Source organism: Pseudarthrobacter sp. MDT3-1, from assembly GCF_054510755.1.
In genome coordinates, this window is record NZ_JBTNDX010000002.1 from 221,127 (window position 1) to 236,558 (window position 15,432).

A 15,432-nucleotide genomic window follows, 5' to 3' on the forward strand; every position below is an offset into this window, starting at 1 on the left:
GCCGAAAGACGCGTCACCACAGGCTAGTTCCCTTTGTACCTGCTCAGGAAGTCCCCCATACGGTTGATGGCCTCCTCAAGGTCCTTCACCAGCGGCAGCGTGACCATCCGGAAGTGGTCCGGGCGGACCCAGTTGAAGGCGCGGCCGTGGGAGACCAGGATTTTTTGCTCGCGCAGCAGGTCCAGGACAAACTTCTCGTCATCGCGGATGTGGAAGACCTCGGGATCGAGCTTCGGAAAGAGGTACATGGCGCCACGGGCCTGCTGCGTGCTCACACCAGGGATGGCGTTGAGCATGTCATAGGCCTTGTTTCGCTGTTCCAGCAGCCTGCCGCCGGGCAGGATGAGGTCGTTGATGCTCTGGTAGCCGCCGAGGGCGGTCTGGATGGCATGCTGGGCGGGCACATTCGCACACAAGCGCATGTTGGCCAGGAGGCTGATGCCTTCCAGGTAGTCCGAGGCATCCTTCTTCGGGCCCGAGATGGCCATCCAGCCGGCACGGTAACCGCAGACGCGGTAGGCCTTGGACAGTCCACTGAAGGTGAGGCAAAGGACGTCGTCACCCGTAAGCGCGGCCATGTTGATGTGGACGGCGTCCTCGTACAGGATCTTTTCGTAGATTTCATCCGCGAAAAGGATCAGGCCATGCTTTTCAGCCAGGGCCACGATCTTCTCCAGCGTCTCTTCGGGATAGACCGCGCCCGTGGGGTTGTTGGGGTTGATCACCACGATGCCCTTGGTGCGCGGCGTGATCTTGGCTTCAAGATCCTCAAGGTCCGGCTGCCAGCCTGATTCCTCATCGCAGAGGTAGTGCACGGGCTTCCCGCTCGCAAGGGCAACGGAAGCGGTCCACAGCGGGTAGTCCGGTGTGGGGATCAGTACCTCGTCGCCGTCGTTGAGCAGCGCCATGAGCGACATGGTAATCAGTTCGCTGACGCCGTTGCCCAGGTAGATGTCGTCCACATGGATGTTCTGGATTCCACGGGTCTGGTAGTACTGGGAGACCGCGGTCCGGGCCGAGAAGATGCCCCGGGAGTCGCTGTAACCCTGGGCATGGGGCAGATGGCGGATCATGTCCACCAGGATCGCGTCCGGGGCTTCAAATCCAAACGGCGCAGGGTTTCCGATGTTCAGTTTGAGGATCCGGTGACCCTCCGCCTCCATCTGCTGGGCGGCCTGAAGAATCGGTCCACGGATGTCGTAAAGGACGTTGTGAAGCTTGGTGGACTGCTTGAATTCTGCCATCCATCAAATATGCCATATGACGGATGTACTTCGGTTGAGACCTCAGACACAGACGTGCAGAGAGCGGACGACGGCGGCTGCCGGCCAGTGTGGGTCCGGCAGCCGCCGTCGTGATTACGTTGTGGAGTCAGGTGCTACTTGACGATGCCCTTGTCCTTGAGCCAGGTGGCGGCGGCGTCTTTGGCATTTTGCTTCTGGCTGCCGCTGACTGCGCGGTTGAGGTTGACCAGGTCCTCAGTAGTGAGGATCTTCGATACGGCATTCAATGCGGCCATGGCCTTGTCGGTCATTTTTGCCTTGTTGTACAGCGGCAGGACCTGCTGGGCCTTGAAGTTGTTCTTGGGATCCTCCAGAACCACCAGGTCGTTGTCCGCGATGGACGGTGTGGTGGTGTAGATGTCAGCCACCTGGACGTCGTCGGTCAGCAGTGCCTGCAGGGTCAGGTTGCCGCCGCCGTCGCTGAAGGGCTTCAGTGCCTTGAGTTCGCAGCCATAGTTCTTTTTGAGTCCCGGGAAGCCATAGGCGCGGGTTTCGAACGTGGCCGGCGCCGCCATGGTCAGGTCCTTGCAGACCTTGGCGAGGTCCTCAATGGACTTCAGCTGGTACTTCTCTGCGGTGGCTTTGGTGACCACCATGGCGTCCTTGGACTCAGCTTTCGATGCTTCCAGGACTGCTAGTCCTTCGGGGAGCTTCCCCGGCAAGGCCTTGTAGACGTCGTCGGCCGAGACCTCGGCAGCTTCAGGATCCACATGCGAGAGCAGGTTGCCGGAGTAATCCGGGACAAGGTCAACCGAGCCGTCCTGGACCGCTTTGAAGTAGATTTCGCGGGCACCGATGTTGGGCTTTGTGGTTGCCGTGACCCCTGCAGCAGTCAGCGCGCCGGCATAGATCTCAGCGACGATCTGGCTCTCCGGGAAGTCAGCCGAGCCGACCACCAAGGAGCCGCCGCCGGCGCTTCCGGCGCTGGTGCTGGGGGTCTTCAACGGATCACTCCCGCCGCAGGCCGTCAGCGCGACGGCCAGGCCGACGCCGGCAGCCATGCCAGCCAGTCCCCGGCGGGTAAGGATTGTCCTGGTGTTCTCTTTCATGGGGTACCTCCTTGAACGGCAGCTGGCGCAGGCGCGGCAGCTGGGAGATCAGCGGCGGCCTTCTGGCCACCGCGCAGATCGGTTTTGAGGCCGGGCGAAAGAAGGACTCTTTGCACCGCGGCCAGGATGAGGTCAACAACGATGGCCAGCCCTGCAATCAGCAGCGACCCGGCAAGCATCCGCGGGAAGTCCTGCAGCGCCAAGCCGTCAAAAAGGTAGCGGCCCAGCCCGCCCAAGGGCAGGTAGGCAACCACCGACACCGTGGCGATGACCTGCAGCACGGCGGTTCGGACACCGCCGAACATGACCTGCAGCCCGTTGGGCAGCTCAACCCGGAACAGGATCTGCAGCTCGGTCATGCCCATGGCCCGGGCAGCGTCCACCACGGCCCGGTCCACACTCGAAATGCCGGCATAAGTTCCGGCAAGGAGCGGCGGCACGGTCAGGATGACCAGCGCCCACACCGGCGGCATCAGGCTGCTTCCCGCCAGGAGGGCGAAGAGGACCAGCAGGCCCAGGGTAGGCAGGGCCCGCAGCGCCCCTGCCACCGCTACGGCCACTACGCGTCCGCGGCCCGTGTGCCCGATGTAAAGCCCTGCCGGAACCGCGATGGCCGCGGCAATCACCAAGACCAGCCCGCTGTATTGGAGGTGCTCCAGCAGCCGGACCGGGATGCCGGAACTGCCGGTCCAGTGCAGCGGATCGGCAATCCACGCCAGGGTGTCCACGAAAACGTTGCTCACGGCGCGGCCCCCGTGTGGATGTTGGCGTCGGCCAGGTAGCTGGCGGCGGAAGGCGCCGCGGGGCCCGAGGCTTTAGCGGCGCGGGTCCAAGGCGTCAGCAGCCTTTCCAGGACGACCAGTACAGCATCCATCAGCAGCGCGAGCACCAGGATGGCGATGATTCCCACCACCACTTCCGTGACGAAGTTCCGTTGCAGTCCGTCGGTAAACAGCATGCCCAAGTTCCCCACGCCCAGCAGTGCCGCGACGCTAACCAGGGAGATGTTGCTGACGGAGACCACCCGCAGCCCGGCGAACATCACCGGAAGGGAGAGCGGCAGGTCGATCTGGACAAAGCGCAGCCACGGCTTGTACCCCATGGCAATCGCAGCTTGCCGGAGATCCTCCTCCACGGAGTCAAAAGCATCCAGGGCTGCCCGGACCAGCAGCGCCACCGCATAGATGGTCAGGGCAACAATGACGTTGAGCGGGTCCAGGATCCGGGTTCCGAGAATCGAGGGCAGGATGATGAACAGCGCCAGCGACGGGACGGTATACAGCAGTGAACTGGCGGTCACCACCACCGACCGAAGCGCAGGGTGGGTCCGCGCCACCTGCGCCAGCGGAATGGAAATAACCAGCCCCAGGACCATCGGGATCAGGGCCAGGACCAGGTGCTGGCCCGCCAGTCCCATGACCATGCCGCTGTTTGCCAGGAACCACTCCATCAGAGCGCAGCCTGCCTGACCTGGCGGGCTTCCTCAATGACGCCGAGGACTTCCTGTGCCCTGATGGTTCCCAGGACCTTGCCGTCGCCGTCCACCGCCACACCTTGGCCGGACGGGGACGAAAGGGCCGAGTCCAGCGCCCGCCGCAGCGTCTCGCCGGGGCGGAAGAGTGACCCGCCCGGGATGAGCTCTGAGTCCGTCCCCGGCCTCGCCCAGCCCAGCGGGCGCAGGTCCGCATCCACCACGAGCTGCCAGTCGGTCACCCCAGCGGGATCGCCGGCGAACTGGCCGGCACTCATCACGAGCGTGGGCACCGGGTGGATGGTCACGGCGTCGGACGTGGTGAACCCGAGGTGGCGGAAACCACGGTCCCGGCCGACGAAGGACGCCACAAAATCATTGGCCGGTGCCCGGAGGATTTCCTCAGGGGTGGCGTACTGGGCCAGCCGGCCGCCGACGGCGAAAACGGCCACCTTGTCGCCGAGAACGGTTGCCTCGTCGATATCGTGCGTGACGAAAACGATGGTTTTTGCGAGGTCCTTCTGCAGCCTCAGGAGTTCCTGCTGCAGTTCGTCACGCACCACGGGGTCAACGGCGCTGAACGGTTCGTCCATCAGCAGGACGGGCGGATCGGCGGCGAGCGCCCGGGCCACACCGACGCGCTGCTGCTGGCCGCCCGAGAGCTGGGAGGGGTACCGTTTCCCGAGCGCGGAAGCCAGCCCGACGACGTCGAGCAGTTCCGTGGCGCGCTTGCGGGCCTCAGCCTTGGAAACGCCGTTGAGCCGGGGCACGGTGGCGATGTTGTCCAGCACGGAACGGTGCGGCATCAGCCCGGAGGACTGCATGACGTAGCCCATGGACCGTCTCAGCTCCGCGGCAGGAACCGAGGTCACGTCCCGCCCGTCCACGGTGATCACGCCGGACGTCGGTTCCACCATGCGGTTGATCATCCGCAGCGAGGTGGTCTTGCCGCAGCCGGACGGCCCTACAAAAACGGTGATGGAGCCCCTGTCGATGGACATGGTGAGCTGGTCCACAGCGGGCTGCCCGCCCTGATACTGCTTGGTGACGCTCTGGAACTCAATCATGGCTTGGTCCATTCCCGGACTTACCTGTTCTGTTGGACGGCATCGGACAGTGTTGGGTCATAAGCTCACTGATATTTACGGTAACGCAATCCGTTCACAGCGTAACCGGATCCGAAGGCAATCCGGGCAAGAGAATCCCTACTGTAACCATTCGTTGGACAGCCGCCCGCGGATGGGTCCTTCGATCACAAGGTGCCGGTGCTGCGCTTACGCCCGGCTCTGCCCGCGCCTAGAGTTGGACTGTGACCAACTTGGAAGTGGCTCCGCAACAGGAACTTTGTCCGCCCGCAGGCCCTGAAGGGACGTCCGGCCCTTGCCTGCAGCTCTGGCCCGAACGGGGGGTTCCGCTGGGCGGCGTGCGGGCCATGAACGTCCGGCGCACGCTCCCGCAGCGCGGCCTGCCCACCATCGGAGCCTGGTGCTTCCTGGACAGTTTCGGTCCGGACCGCATCGCCATGTCCGTACTCCCCCACCCGCACACGGGCCTGCAGACGGTCACCTGGCCGCTTGCGGGGAACATCCGGCACCGGGACAGCGTGGGCAGCGATGTTGTGGTCCGGCCAGGTGAGCTGAACATCATGACCGCCGGGCACGGGGTGTCCCACTCCGAGTTCGCCGTCCTGCCGGATCCCGACGCGGGCGCGCCGCTGCCCGTGCAGCGCGGCCTGCAGCTCTGGGTAGCGTTGCCGGATTCGGAACGCCGCCGCGAGCCCGCGTTCGAGCAGCACCGGGAACTGCCTTCAGTGACGGGGCCGGGTTTCACTGCGACTGTGATGGTGGGCGAATTCGCCGGGGCGGTGTCGCCGGCCACGATGTACTCCCCCATCGTCGGAGCGGACATCTCCTGCGACGGCCTGGCCGTCCTGCCGCTGAACGCTCACTTTGAGCATGCTGTCCTGGTGCTCGACGGCGGGCTGACGCTGGACGGGCAGGAGGTCCCGCCCGGGCCGCTGGGCTACCTGGGCGCGGGACGTACGACGCTGGAGTTCCAGGCCCTGCCCGGCACACGGTTCCTCCTGATCGGCGGGGAGCCGTTCCAGGAGGAACTGCTGATGTGGTGGAACTTCGTGGGCCGCACGCACGACGAAGTGGAGCAGGCCCGTGCGGACTGGGAAGCCCAGGCCGCACTGCCTGACGCTGCAGCCCGCGGAGCCCGCTACGGGCTGGTTGAAGGGCACGGCCCGGATGCGGGCGCTGAAGCCGGACGCATCCCCGCCCCCATCATGCCGGCCGTCAGGCTGACACCCCGGAAGCGGTCAGTGGGCCCCTGACGCTTCCGAGACCAGCTTCAGGACGCCAAACACAGGGTCCTGGTCCAGGACACGGACATCGGAGACGCCGGCGGCGGCCAGGTGGCTCCGGAAAGAGTCCTGCAGCGGAATCACGTTCATGCCGAGTCCGCTGCCGAGAATTACCGGGCCGTCGATTCCAAGCTTCCGCAGGGCCTGCGCAGCCAGGCCGGCAAGGTCTTGGCCGGCCTGGTCCAGGAGCTCCTGGCTGACCGGGTGGCCCGCCGCAGCCGCCTCCACCACCAGGCGTGCCTGCTGGGCCCAGAACCGGCGGCCGGTGTCCGGGGAATGGAAGAGCGCAATCAGCTTGTTGGGGTGGTCCACTCCGCAGGCTGCAAGCAGCGCCTCGGTCAGCTGGTCCGCCGGGAGTCCCTGGTTCATCCGGCGCAGGCTGTGCCGGACCGCCTCACGGCCGAGCCAGTAGCCGCTGCCTTCATCCCCAAGCAGGTAGCCCCAGCCGCCGGCCCGGGCTTCGTCGCCGGCGGCATTCCTTCCCCAGGCTGCAGAGCCGGTTCCCGCGATCACGGCCACGCCGGTACTGGCGCCGCCCGCGGCCAGCAGCAGCCGTGAGTCGTGGACTACCGTGACTTTGGCTCCCGGAACATGGGGTTCGATCAGCGCGGCAAGGGCTGCGGCGTCATCGTCGGTGTCTATGCCACCGGCCCCGGCATACACCTGGGCCACCTGGCCGCCGCCGATCCGGGAGAAGAGATCCGCGAGGTTCATCGCCGCCTGTTCGCGGCTGACGTTCTGGACGTTGGAGCTGCCGGCGGACTCGTCGGCCACGGCAACGCCGTCCTCAAACCTGACGCCGCGGGTCTTTGTACCTCCGATGTCCAGGCCGATGATGACCCCCGCGAGGGGACCCGGGGCGGCCGCGGACGTGGCGCCGCCCAGCGGGTGGTGTCCGGAAGTTGTGGTCTGGGGGTGCTCGCTATCAGTCACGTCCCCCAGCCTACTGAAACGCTGGCGGCGAAGCGCTGCCGGGCGGCGGGAGGCCGTCGTGTCTCAGCACCGCGCCGCCTATCCCCTGCCTGAACGGGCGACGACGAGGCCCGCCAGCAAATGCGGGCCCTCCTGCAGGACCATCTCCCGGAAGAAGCGGACAGGATCGGGCTCGGCGTCGGGGCCGGGTTTCCGCCGGCGCCAGCCCAGCCCGATTTCGCGGTAGGCAAGGCCGGATTCCAAGGTAAGTTCAACCCAGCCCAGGTTGCCCGTTTCCGGACTGAGGTGGCGCCCCGGCGCACTGCCCCCGGGCGGCAGGATGCTGACGCCGAGTCCCGCGGCGACCAAACCACGGGCGGTGTGGGTGTCCTGGCTTTCGAAGGCGATCCGCGGCCGGAAGCCTGCCTCGCGGAACAAGGCATCCGTCAGTGACCGCATGCCGTACCCCGGCTCCAGCGCGACGAAGGGGTCCCTGCGGATGTCCTGCATCCTGACGGCGTCCCGTCCGGCCAGCGGGTGGCCGTGGTGAACCACCAGCCGGAGGGGCTCACGGTAGAGCGACGCCGAAGAGATGGTGCTGCTTGCCGCCGGAACAGGGGCGGTCAGTGCCAGGTCCGCCTGACCCGAGGCCAGCCCCGCCAGGCAGGTGTCCCGCGCCCCCTGGCTGAGGATGAAGCCGGCCTCCGGGTGGCGGCTGCGGAAGGCACTGATGAGCAGGGGCAAGGTGGCCTCCCCGAACGTGTGCTGAAAGGACAGCGACACCTTCCCCCGCACCACGTCCGACTCGTGCCGGACCAGGTCCAGTCCGGCCTGGAACTCGGTCAGGGCCGACTCGATGTACGGCAGCAGCGTCCGGGCGGCCGCTGTCAGGCGGATGCCCCGTCCGTCCCGGATCAGCAGTTCTGTTCCGACGACGGCGCTGGCCCGGGACAGCGCCCGGCTCACCGTTGACTGGGGTACTCCCAGGAGCTCGGCCGTTTCAGTGACGTGCTGGGTCCGGCCCAGTTCAGCCAGGATGGGGAGCAGCGGCAGGAGCTTCACCAGCTGTTTGTGGTCCGAGTGCATCGGCTCCACCTTTCAAACGTTCCACTCTGGATATGAAATGTGCCCAAAAGATGCATTGGAAGCATACATTGCGGAAGCCTACCCTTGAGCTATGCCACTGAATACCGCAGCCCCAGGAACTTTCAGTCCAGCGCAGGATCCCTGGGCGGGACATCCCAAAGGCTCCGCTGCCTACAACAAGATTCTGGCCGGCCTGGCCTTCGCGGGCGTGGCAACGTTCGCCCAGCTCTACTCCACCCAGGCGGTCTTGCCGCTCCTGGCGGCAGACCTGAAGGTGACCGCGGCAGAGGCCGCGCTGACCATTTCGCTGGCCACGGTGGGCCTGGCTATCACCGTCATTCCGTGGTCCTTCCTCGCGGACAGGATCGGCAGGGTCAAGGCCATGGCATGGGGCATCTCCGCCGCCACTATCCTGGGCTTGCTGGTACCGCTCGCCCCCACTTTCGGCGCCCTGCTTGCCTTGCGGCTGCTGGAAGGCATGGCGCTGGGCGGGATCCCGGCCATCGCCATCGCCTACCTGAACGAGGAAGTGAACAGGGCCCATGCGGCCATGGCCGCAGGCAGCTACGTTGCCGGCACAACGCTGGGCGGGCTGGCCGGCCGGCTCGTGGCAGGCCCGGTAGGTGAGCTCTGGGGCTGGCGCACTGCCGCCCTGGCTGTGTCCCTGCTGGCAACAGTGGCCGCGGTGCTCTTCCTGGGTCTGGTACCGCAGGCGAAGGGATTCACCGCCGCCAAGGCCGCCGGGCTGCGCGGTGCCATGGCGACGCTCGGCGGGCATGTGCGCAATCCCCGGCTGCTGGCGCTCTACACGCAGGCCTTCCTGATGATGGGCGGGTTTGTGGCCGTCTACAACTACCTCGGCTTCCGGCTGACCGCTGAGCCTTTCACGCTGCCTGCCACCCTGATCAGCCTGATCTTCCTTGCGTACCTTTCCGGAACGTTCTCTTCCCGCTGGGCCGGCGGGTTGACGGCCAGGTTTGGCCGCAGGAATGTACTGCTGGCTGGCATCGTCCTGATGGTGGCCGGGCTGGCGCTGACGCTTACGCAGCTGCTCGCCCTGATCCTTGCTGGCCTGGTGATCTTCACGGGCGGCTTCTTCGCGGCGCACAGCATCGGCGCAGGCTGGACCGGAAACATCGCCACCACCGGCCGCGCCCAGGCATCGTCGCTCTACAACCTGGCCTATTACCTGGGCTCGAGCGTCATCGGCTGGGCGGGCGGACTGGTGTTCCAGTCCCTGGGCTGGACGGCGCTTGCCGTGGCAATCATGGCCCTGGCATGCATCACAGCGGTGACAGTCGCCGTCGTACATCCCCGGGGGAACGACGAAACCGCACGGGCCGCCACGCAAGGGCAGGCGGACGCCGCGCGGCCGTAGAACTATCCGCCATTAAATGGCACGTGTGTCTGGCGGTTGTTCGGCAGGGATGGTTGCGTTCCGGGGTGATCAACAGGAATCCGGCGTCTAGGATGAACTGACGGACATTCAAGGAGATTCCATGAGCAGCAACCCAAAAAGCATCCGGCCGGCCAGCCACGTTGAGCCGCTGGATGCCATCGATGAACGGCTTCTGGCCGCCTTGGTGGACGATGCCCGGATCTCCAACAAGCAGTTGGCAGAACTGGTGGGCATTGCACCGTCCACCGCGCTCATGCGGACCCGCGCATTGTCCGAACGTGGCATTGTCCAGGGATTTGAGGCGAAGCTCAGACTCTCGGCCATCGGCAGGTCCGTCCAGGCGCTTGTGGCCGTCCGGCTGCGGGCCCACGACAGGGACCAGATCGACCGCTTTACAGCCCGCGTTCCGCACCTGCCCGCGGTCCTCTCCACCTTCCACACGTCAGGCTCCGTGGATTACCTGCTGCACATCGCCGTTGCCAGCACCGAGGACCTACGGGACTGGGTCCTGGACAATCTCGCCACCGACCCCGTGGTGGGCCACACCGAGACCACCCTCGTCTTTGAGCACATCCAGGGGAACCACGGCCCGCTGCCGGACTAGCCTGTCCGCTGCAGCGCCGTCCGAAGCGTGACGGCGGACAGCGCCAGTGCGGCGGCGCTGCACAGCACCACGAAGCCCGCGACCGCCGTCGGCAGCCCGAACACCGCGATTGCCCAGCCCAGCCCGATGACCGGTACGGCGCTGCCCAGGTACGTGATGACATAAACCGTGCTGATGACCTGGGCGTGCTGTGACGATTCCACCTTGGCAGCCACATCATTGAAGACCGTCCGGAAGGCGACCCCCTGGCCCAGCCCCGCGCAGACGCTGGCAACGGCCAGCAGCAGCGGACTGCTCCAGGCGGCCGCTGCAGCCAGGAGCAGCACCGAGGCTCCCAGGACCGCCAGCCCCACGGGCACTACAAAGCGGCCCCGCACGGACAGCACCTGGCTCAGGGCGGAGGCGGCCAGCGTCAACCCGGCCAAGGCGCCGATCAACGGCCGTGAATCGGTCTGAATGATCGGGGCGAAATACGCCGGTGCCAGCGAGAGGCAAAATCCAAAGACGGAGAAGCTGAGGAAGCCGACGGCGGCCGCAAGCCAGAAAGCGCCCCTCGCCTCGGTGAATACCGAAGGCCGGCGGGGAGCCAGGACCAGGACCGGCCGACGGCCGACCGGAGGCTTGATGGCCGGCCGGGCCTGAAGCAGGTACAGCGGCACCAGCATTGCCGCCAGGACGAGCGAGTGAACATAGTACGGGGCCGTGGTGGGCCCGGGCAGCAGCGACAGCAGGCCGCCGATGACCGGACCGGCCGCCACGCCTCCCGCCGTCGCCAGCAGTGTGAAACGGGTGGCCCACTCCGGCCGGGTCGGGAGCAGTTCCCGCAGTGCGGCTGCGCTGGCACCCGTGGCCAGGGCAACGGCCACACCCTGAAGGGCCCGTCCGGCAGAGAGCGCCACCAGGTTTTCGGCCTGCGAGAAGACCCAACTGCCCGCCAGTCCGGCGAGTACAGCCAGGATGAGCGCCGCCCGCCGGCCGATGTGGTCCGACCAGTGCCCGGCCAGCATCAGCGTTGCCACCAGGGCCAGGACATAGCTGGCAAAGGCCGCCGTGACGCCGAGTGCCGAGAGGCCAAGGTTTGCCTGGAGCAGCGGATACAGGGGCGTGGCCAGGTTCGCACCGACCAGCAAGGTGAAGATGACGGCGCAGGCCATCGCCAGCCGTGCGGTGGTGGATGCATCCCAGCCCTGACGCCCGGCGGTAGCCGGACGCATGCGGAGTTCATTAAAGACTGTCATTGGCGCTGCCTTGGCGTCGACCGGGGAGGGAGGTCCTTGTGGGAGGCCGCCCCCGGGGGAAATTGATACCTATAGAATGCTTCAGAGGTGACGGTTTGGGCGCTTGTCCGTGAAACAATTGAGCAAAATACGCAATTCTTTACGGCGCCAATAACTGAAAGTGACAGTTTGCCTACCCTTGATCCCACTGACCTGAAGATCCTCCTGGAACTCATCCACGATCCCCGCATCCAGATCGGCGAGTTAGCCGAGGCGCTGGGGATTGCGCGCAACACAGCGCAGTCGCGGGTCCGGCGCCTGCTCCGGGCCGGAGTGCTGCACGACGGCGGCCGCGAGATCGACCTCGAGGCCGTGGGGTACGACGTCGTCGCCTTCGTTACGATCGAAGTGACGCACCGGGAACTGGACGGAGTCGTGGGCGCCCTCCGGCTGCTCCCCCAGGTCCTGGAGGTCCATGAGATCTCGGGGCGGGGTGACGTGTGGTGCCGTGTGGTGGCCACCGATACGCACAACCTGCAGTCCGCCCTCCGCCAGATCCTCCGCATCAAGGGCGTCATCCGGACCGAAACTGTCCTGGCTCTCCACACCCATATTCCTTACCGGACCGAACCCCTGATCAGGCGCCTCGCACAGGCCGTGCCCGGCACCCCAACACGGCCCAAGCAATTGACCGAGCGCGGCGGCGGGCCCGCCGAAGGCAGTTAGGATTCCAGCATGGATTGGCTTTCGCATATTTCACAGATCAACTGGCTCGCCGTGGCGCTGGCCTTCATCTCGAGCATGGCCATCGGCTTTTTCTGGTACATGCCGGCCGTGCTGGGCAAGCGGTGGATGGCCGCCATCGGAAAGACTGAAGAGGACCTCAAGAACATCAGCGGCGGCGCGGGGATCTGGGTTCCCATGATGGTCACCGCCGCCCTGACCGCCGTCCTGCTGGCTGTCCTGATCAGCAAGCTGGGCCTGGACAACGCTGTGGCGGGCGGCGGGTTCGCCCTGGTGCTCGCGCTGGTGTTCCGCGCCGGCGGGCACGTCATCCATAACGGGTTCGCCGGCCGCCGGACAACGGTCACCCTGATCGATTCCGGACACGACCTGCTCGCCATGACGGTGGCCGGCGCGATCATCGGGGCAATGTCCTGACGTGACCATCATCGACAATGCCGTCTACGTGGACGGCGTCCGCAGCGCGGAACCGGAGAGCCTGGAACAGACCTTCGAAACGCTCGCCGAGCACGGGGGCATGGCCTGGATCGGGCTATACCGGCCCACGGCGGCGGAAATGACGTCCGTTGCCACCGAATTCGGGCTGCACGCCCTGGCTGTGGAGGACGCCATCTCGGCGCACCAGCGGCCCAAGCTTGAGCGCTACGAGGACAACCTCTTTACGGTGCTCCGCCCGGCGCGGTACCTGGACGCCACCGAGACCGTGGAGTTCGGCGAGCTGCACATCTTCACGGGCCGGAATTTCGTGGTCACCATCCGCCACGCCGAAATGGCCGGCGTCGCCCGGGTGAGGCGCCGCTTGGAGGGCCGACCCGACCTGCTCCGACACGGCCCGGAAGCCGTTCTCTACGCGCTGCTGGACCTGGTGGTGGACGACTACGCACCGGTGGTGGCCGGGCTGGAAAACGACATTGACGAGATCGAGGACCAGCTCTTCAGCGGGGACACCACCGTCTCCCGCCGCATCTATGAACTGGCCCGCGAAGTGATCCAGTTCCAGCGCGCCATCCATCCCCTGCCGGACATGATGCAGCAGCTCAAGCGTGGCTTTGAAAAGTACGGCGTGGACTCTGAACTGCAGCACAGCCTGCGGGACGTCGAGGACCATGTGGAGAGAGTCATCTCGCGCGCCGATTCATTCCGTGATCTGTTGCAGAACGCCCTCACGCTGGACGGAACGCTGACCGCCAACCGGCAGAACCAGGCCAGCGCCGAACAGAACGAACAGGTGAAGAAGATCTCCTCCTGGGCGGCGATCTTCTTTGCACCGTCCTTCGTGGCCGGCGTCTACGGAATGAACTTCGACCACATGCCCGAACTCCACTGGGCCATTGGCTACCCGATGGCCATCGCGCTGATGGCCGGCACCGCAGGCCTGATGTACGCCATTTTCAAGAGGAAAGGCTGGCTGTAGGGCTGGCGGCTCCGGGGCCCCCGGGCTCCGCCGAACCTCAGGCGACGTGGAGTTCCACACTCCCGTGGCCTGAGTCTGCAGCGCTGAATACCAGCCGGCGGTTGGCAATCTTGTCGGTGAAGAAGCGGTCGTGGCTGACCACAACCACTGCTCCCGGGAAATGCAGCAGGGCGCGTTCCATAACTTGGGTACTGGAGAGGTCCAGGTGGTTGGTCGGCTCATCCAGCAGCAGCACCGAAGCACCCGAGAGCAGGCATTGGGCCATGGCCACACGGGCGCGCTGGCCGCCTGAGAGGTTGCCGATCTTTTGCTTGAGATCAGCTTCGGAGAACTGGAACATGGCAAGGAACCTGTTCACCGACTTCTTCGTCGCAGTCAGGGCCAGGCTGTCAGGCATCGCGTTGACCGCATGGGTGACCGTGTCGTCGTCGTCCAGTTCTTCCAGGACCTGGTTGTAGGAGACCATTCCGGCGCCCTTGGCCCAGGCCACGCTGCCTGAATCGGCTGGCTCTTCGCCGGTGAGTGCCCGGAGCAGCGTGGTCTTGCCACTGCCGTTGGATCCGATGACGGCGATGCGGTTGCCGCGCCCGATCTCGAAACTGAGGCCGCTGAACAGCGTACGGCCGCCGTAGGCCTTGCTCAGGGATTCCACCCGGCACAGGACATCCTTGACGTACAGGCCGCCGTAAATCTCCGTGATGATCTGGTCCACGGGCCGTGGCGCCCGGGACTTCTTGATCCTGGCCAGCTGGTTTGCCAGTCCCTTGCCGGCCGCCTTGGCCGCTTCCCGCCGGTCGGAGATGCCTTCGGCCTCGAAGGCCAGCAGCTCGGACTCGTGAACGAACTGGCTCTCCAGGCTCTTGAGCTTGAACTGCTTCGCCACCACGTATTCGGCGAAGTTTCCCGGGTATTCGTGGAGGTGGAAGTTCTCCACTTCGATGATCCGGGTGACAACGGAGTCCAGGAACTTCCGGTCGTGCGAGACGATGATCGCAGCGCCTTTGAAGGTCCGGAACCAGCCTTCGAGCCATTCGACGCCGGCCACGTCAAGGTAGTTGGTGGGTTCATCAAGCAGGAGGACGTCCGGGGCTTCCAGCAGGATCTTTGCCAGCGCTGCCCGGTTCCGCCAGCCGCCGGAGAGTTCATCGATGGCGCAGGTGCGGTGGTGGTCGCTGAAGCCGAGGGTGGTGAGCACTTTATCGATGCTGCGCTGATAGTCCCAGCCATCCAAACGGTCCATCGCCTCAAAGAGTTCCGACTGGCGGTGGATCAGCTCATCCAGCCGCGCTGCGTCGGAGGAGTCGGCGGCGATGGCCGCGTCGATGCCGGCAAGTTCGGCTTCGATCTCCTTGACGTGGGCGAACAGGCCGTCCAGGACCTCCGCTATGGTGGATTCGCCGTTCAGCTCCGAGAACTGGGAGAAGTAGGCGGCCTTGGTTCCGAGCTCGACGGCTACGGTCCCGGAATCGGGAGCCACCTGGCCTTGGATCAGCTTCAGGATGGTGGACTTGCCCGAACCGTTCTTGCCGATCAGGCCAACCCTGTCCCCGGCTTCAAGCTTGAAAAATGCTTCGCGGAGAACCTGGGTTTTGTCAAAGCTCACGTTGACGTCGTTCAGCCGGATCAAACTCATTGATGGTGTCCAATCCAGTGCTAGCTAACTGCGGGCCTGGGAAACACGGTTCTGGCCAGACAGATGATGTGTGGAGCTAAGGAGATTCGAACTCCTGACCTCTTCGATGCGAACGAAGCGCTCTACCAACTGAGCTATAGCCCCGGAACAGTCCGTGTCCCCGGGAAGGAACGGCGGTACCGGTGACCTTAGGCTACAAATTTTCGTCCCGCATTGCGAATTGACACTCCGCGCCCGCACTGACGACCGGGG

The 15,432-nt window shown here is 65.5% G+C and carries 15 protein-coding genes and 1 tRNA gene; 6 read left to right on the forward strand and 10 right to left on the reverse strand.

Annotated features, from left to right (window positions below; translation table 11 throughout):
- Positions 1 to 23 precede the first annotated feature (23 nt).
- From ACX80X_RS02370 to ACX80X_RS02390, 5 genes are all read right to left on the reverse strand, one after another.
- The gene (locus tag ACX80X_RS02370; protein ID WP_252598321.1) at positions 24 to 1,244 is read right to left on the reverse strand and encodes a pyridoxal phosphate-dependent aminotransferase; all 1,221 of its coding nucleotides are present in this window, start codon (positions 1,242 to 1,244) and stop codon (positions 24 to 26) included.
- A 134-nt stretch (positions 1,245 to 1,378) separates the two neighbouring features.
- Positions 1,379 to 2,332 carry an ABC transporter substrate-binding protein gene (locus tag ACX80X_RS02375; RefSeq protein ID WP_252598322.1) on the reverse strand — a complete coding sequence of 318 codons (954 nt, stop codon included), beginning with the start codon at positions 2,330 to 2,332 and terminating at the stop codon, positions 1,379 to 1,381.
- Entirely contained in the window at positions 2,329 to 3,075 is a 747-nt protein-coding gene (locus tag ACX80X_RS02380; RefSeq protein ID WP_252608977.1) for an ABC transporter permease, read from the reverse strand. Before ACX80X_RS02380 ends, ACX80X_RS02375 begins: the two co-directional genes overlap by 4 nt.
- Complete coding sequence (locus ACX80X_RS02385; RefSeq protein WP_252598324.1) at positions 3,072 to 3,782, reverse strand: ABC transporter permease; 711 nt, start codon at positions 3,780 to 3,782, stop codon at positions 3,072 to 3,074. The genes ACX80X_RS02380 and ACX80X_RS02385 overlap by 4 nt, the downstream gene beginning before the upstream one ends.
- The gene (locus tag ACX80X_RS02390; RefSeq protein WP_459311109.1) at positions 3,782 to 4,882 is read right to left on the reverse strand and encodes an ABC transporter ATP-binding protein; all 1,101 of its coding nucleotides are present in this window, start codon (positions 4,880 to 4,882) and stop codon (positions 3,782 to 3,784) included. The genes ACX80X_RS02385 and ACX80X_RS02390 overlap by 1 nt, the downstream gene beginning before the upstream one ends.
- A 230-nt stretch (positions 4,883 to 5,112) precedes the next feature.
- Between ACX80X_RS02390 and ACX80X_RS02395 the strand changes: the two genes are divergently transcribed.
- Entirely contained in the window at positions 5,113 to 6,141 is a 1,029-nt protein-coding gene (locus tag ACX80X_RS02395; protein WP_459311111.1) for a pirin family protein, read from the forward strand.
- Here the strand turns inward: ACX80X_RS02395 and ACX80X_RS02400 are convergent.
- A complete protein-coding gene (locus tag ACX80X_RS02400) occupies positions 6,127 to 7,056 on the reverse strand; it encodes an N-acetylglucosamine kinase (protein ID WP_252598652.1) in 930 nt (309 codons plus the stop codon). The genes ACX80X_RS02395 and ACX80X_RS02400 overlap by 15 nt on opposite strands.
- A gap of 126 nt (positions 7,057 to 7,182) precedes the next feature.
- The gene (locus tag ACX80X_RS02405; protein ID WP_252598326.1) at positions 7,183 to 8,169 is read right to left on the reverse strand and encodes a LysR substrate-binding domain-containing protein; all 987 of its coding nucleotides are present in this window, start codon (positions 8,167 to 8,169) and stop codon (positions 7,183 to 7,185) included.
- Between the two features lie 91 nt (positions 8,170 to 8,260).
- Between ACX80X_RS02405 and ACX80X_RS02410 the strand changes: the two genes are divergently transcribed.
- Both ACX80X_RS02410 and ACX80X_RS02415 read left to right on the forward strand, forming a co-directional pair.
- Complete coding sequence (locus tag ACX80X_RS02410) at positions 8,261 to 9,547, forward strand: MFS transporter (RefSeq protein WP_252598327.1); 1,287 nt, start codon at positions 8,261 to 8,263, stop codon at positions 9,545 to 9,547.
- A gap of 121 nt (positions 9,548 to 9,668) precedes the next feature.
- Positions 9,669 to 10,172 carry an Lrp/AsnC family transcriptional regulator gene (locus tag ACX80X_RS02415; RefSeq protein ID WP_252598328.1) on the forward strand — a complete coding sequence of 168 codons (504 nt, stop codon included), beginning with the start codon at positions 9,669 to 9,671 and terminating at the stop codon, positions 10,170 to 10,172.
- On the opposite strand, the gene ACX80X_RS02420 is transcribed toward ACX80X_RS02415, so the two are convergent.
- A complete protein-coding gene (locus tag ACX80X_RS02420; protein WP_459311113.1) occupies positions 10,169 to 11,410 on the reverse strand; it encodes an MFS transporter in 1,242 nt (413 codons plus the stop codon). The genes ACX80X_RS02415 and ACX80X_RS02420 overlap by 4 nt on opposite strands.
- 168 nt (positions 11,411 to 11,578) lie before the next feature.
- On the opposite strand from ACX80X_RS02420, the gene ACX80X_RS02425 reads away from it, so the two are divergent.
- From ACX80X_RS02425 to corA, 3 genes are read left to right on the forward strand one after another with little or no spacing between them, the layout of a single operon-like run.
- Positions 11,579 to 12,115 (forward strand): Lrp/AsnC family transcriptional regulator, encoded by a 537-nt coding sequence (locus tag ACX80X_RS02425; RefSeq protein ID WP_252598330.1) that lies wholly within the window; start codon positions 11,579 to 11,581, stop codon positions 12,113 to 12,115.
- A gap of 9 nt (positions 12,116 to 12,124) precedes the next feature.
- A complete protein-coding gene (locus tag ACX80X_RS02430) occupies positions 12,125 to 12,550 on the forward strand; it encodes a DUF1761 domain-containing protein (protein WP_459308521.1) in 426 nt (141 codons plus the stop codon).
- 1 nt (position 12,551) lies between these two features.
- A complete protein-coding gene (gene corA / locus ACX80X_RS02435) occupies positions 12,552 to 13,547 on the forward strand; it encodes a magnesium/cobalt transporter CorA (protein ID WP_252608967.1) in 996 nt (331 codons plus the stop codon).
- 37 nt (positions 13,548 to 13,584) lie between these two features.
- Here the strand turns inward: corA and ACX80X_RS02440 are convergent, their stop codons facing one another.
- Positions 13,585 to 15,180, reverse strand: a complete 1,596-nt coding sequence (locus ACX80X_RS02440; protein WP_252598333.1) for an ABC-F family ATP-binding cassette domain-containing protein — start codon at positions 15,178 to 15,180, stop codon at positions 13,585 to 13,587.
- A 71-nt stretch (positions 15,181 to 15,251) separates the two neighbouring features.
- Positions 15,252 to 15,324, reverse strand: a tRNA-Ala gene (locus ACX80X_RS02445).
- Positions 15,325 to 15,432 lie beyond the last annotated feature (108 nt).

Coding starts and splice junctions, on each gene's coding strand:
- ACX80X_RS02370 (WP_252598321.1), bottom strand. CDS start 1,244: ATGGCAGAATTCAAGCAGTCCACCAAGCTTCACAACGTCCTTTACGAC.
- ACX80X_RS02375 (WP_252598322.1), bottom strand. CDS start 2,332: ATGAAAGAGAACACCAGGACAATCCTTACCCGCCGGGGACTGGCTGGC.
- ACX80X_RS02385 (WP_252598324.1), bottom strand. CDS start 3,782: ATGGAGTGGTTCCTGGCAAACAGCGGCATGGTCATGGGACTGGCGGGC.
- ACX80X_RS02390 (WP_459311109.1), bottom strand. CDS start 4,882: ATGGACCAAGCCATGATTGAGTTCCAGAGCGTCACCAAGCAGTATCAG.
- ACX80X_RS02405 (WP_252598326.1), bottom strand. CDS start 8,169: ATGCACTCGGACCACAAACAGCTGGTGAAGCTCCTGCCGCTGCTCCCC.
- ACX80X_RS02410 (WP_252598327.1), top strand. CDS start 8,261: ATGCCACTGAATACCGCAGCCCCAGGAACTTTCAGTCCAGCGCAGGAT.
- ACX80X_RS02415 (WP_252598328.1), top strand. CDS start 9,669: ATGAGCAGCAACCCAAAAAGCATCCGGCCGGCCAGCCACGTTGAGCCG.
- ACX80X_RS02420 (WP_459311113.1), bottom strand. CDS start 11,410: ATGACAGTCTTTAATGAACTCCGCATGCGTCCGGCTACCGCCGGGCGT.
- ACX80X_RS02430 (WP_459308521.1), top strand. CDS start 12,125: ATGGATTGGCTTTCGCATATTTCACAGATCAACTGGCTCGCCGTGGCG.
- ACX80X_RS02440 (WP_252598333.1), bottom strand. CDS start 15,180: ATGAGTTTGATCCGGCTGAACGACGTCAACGTGAGCTTTGACAAAACC.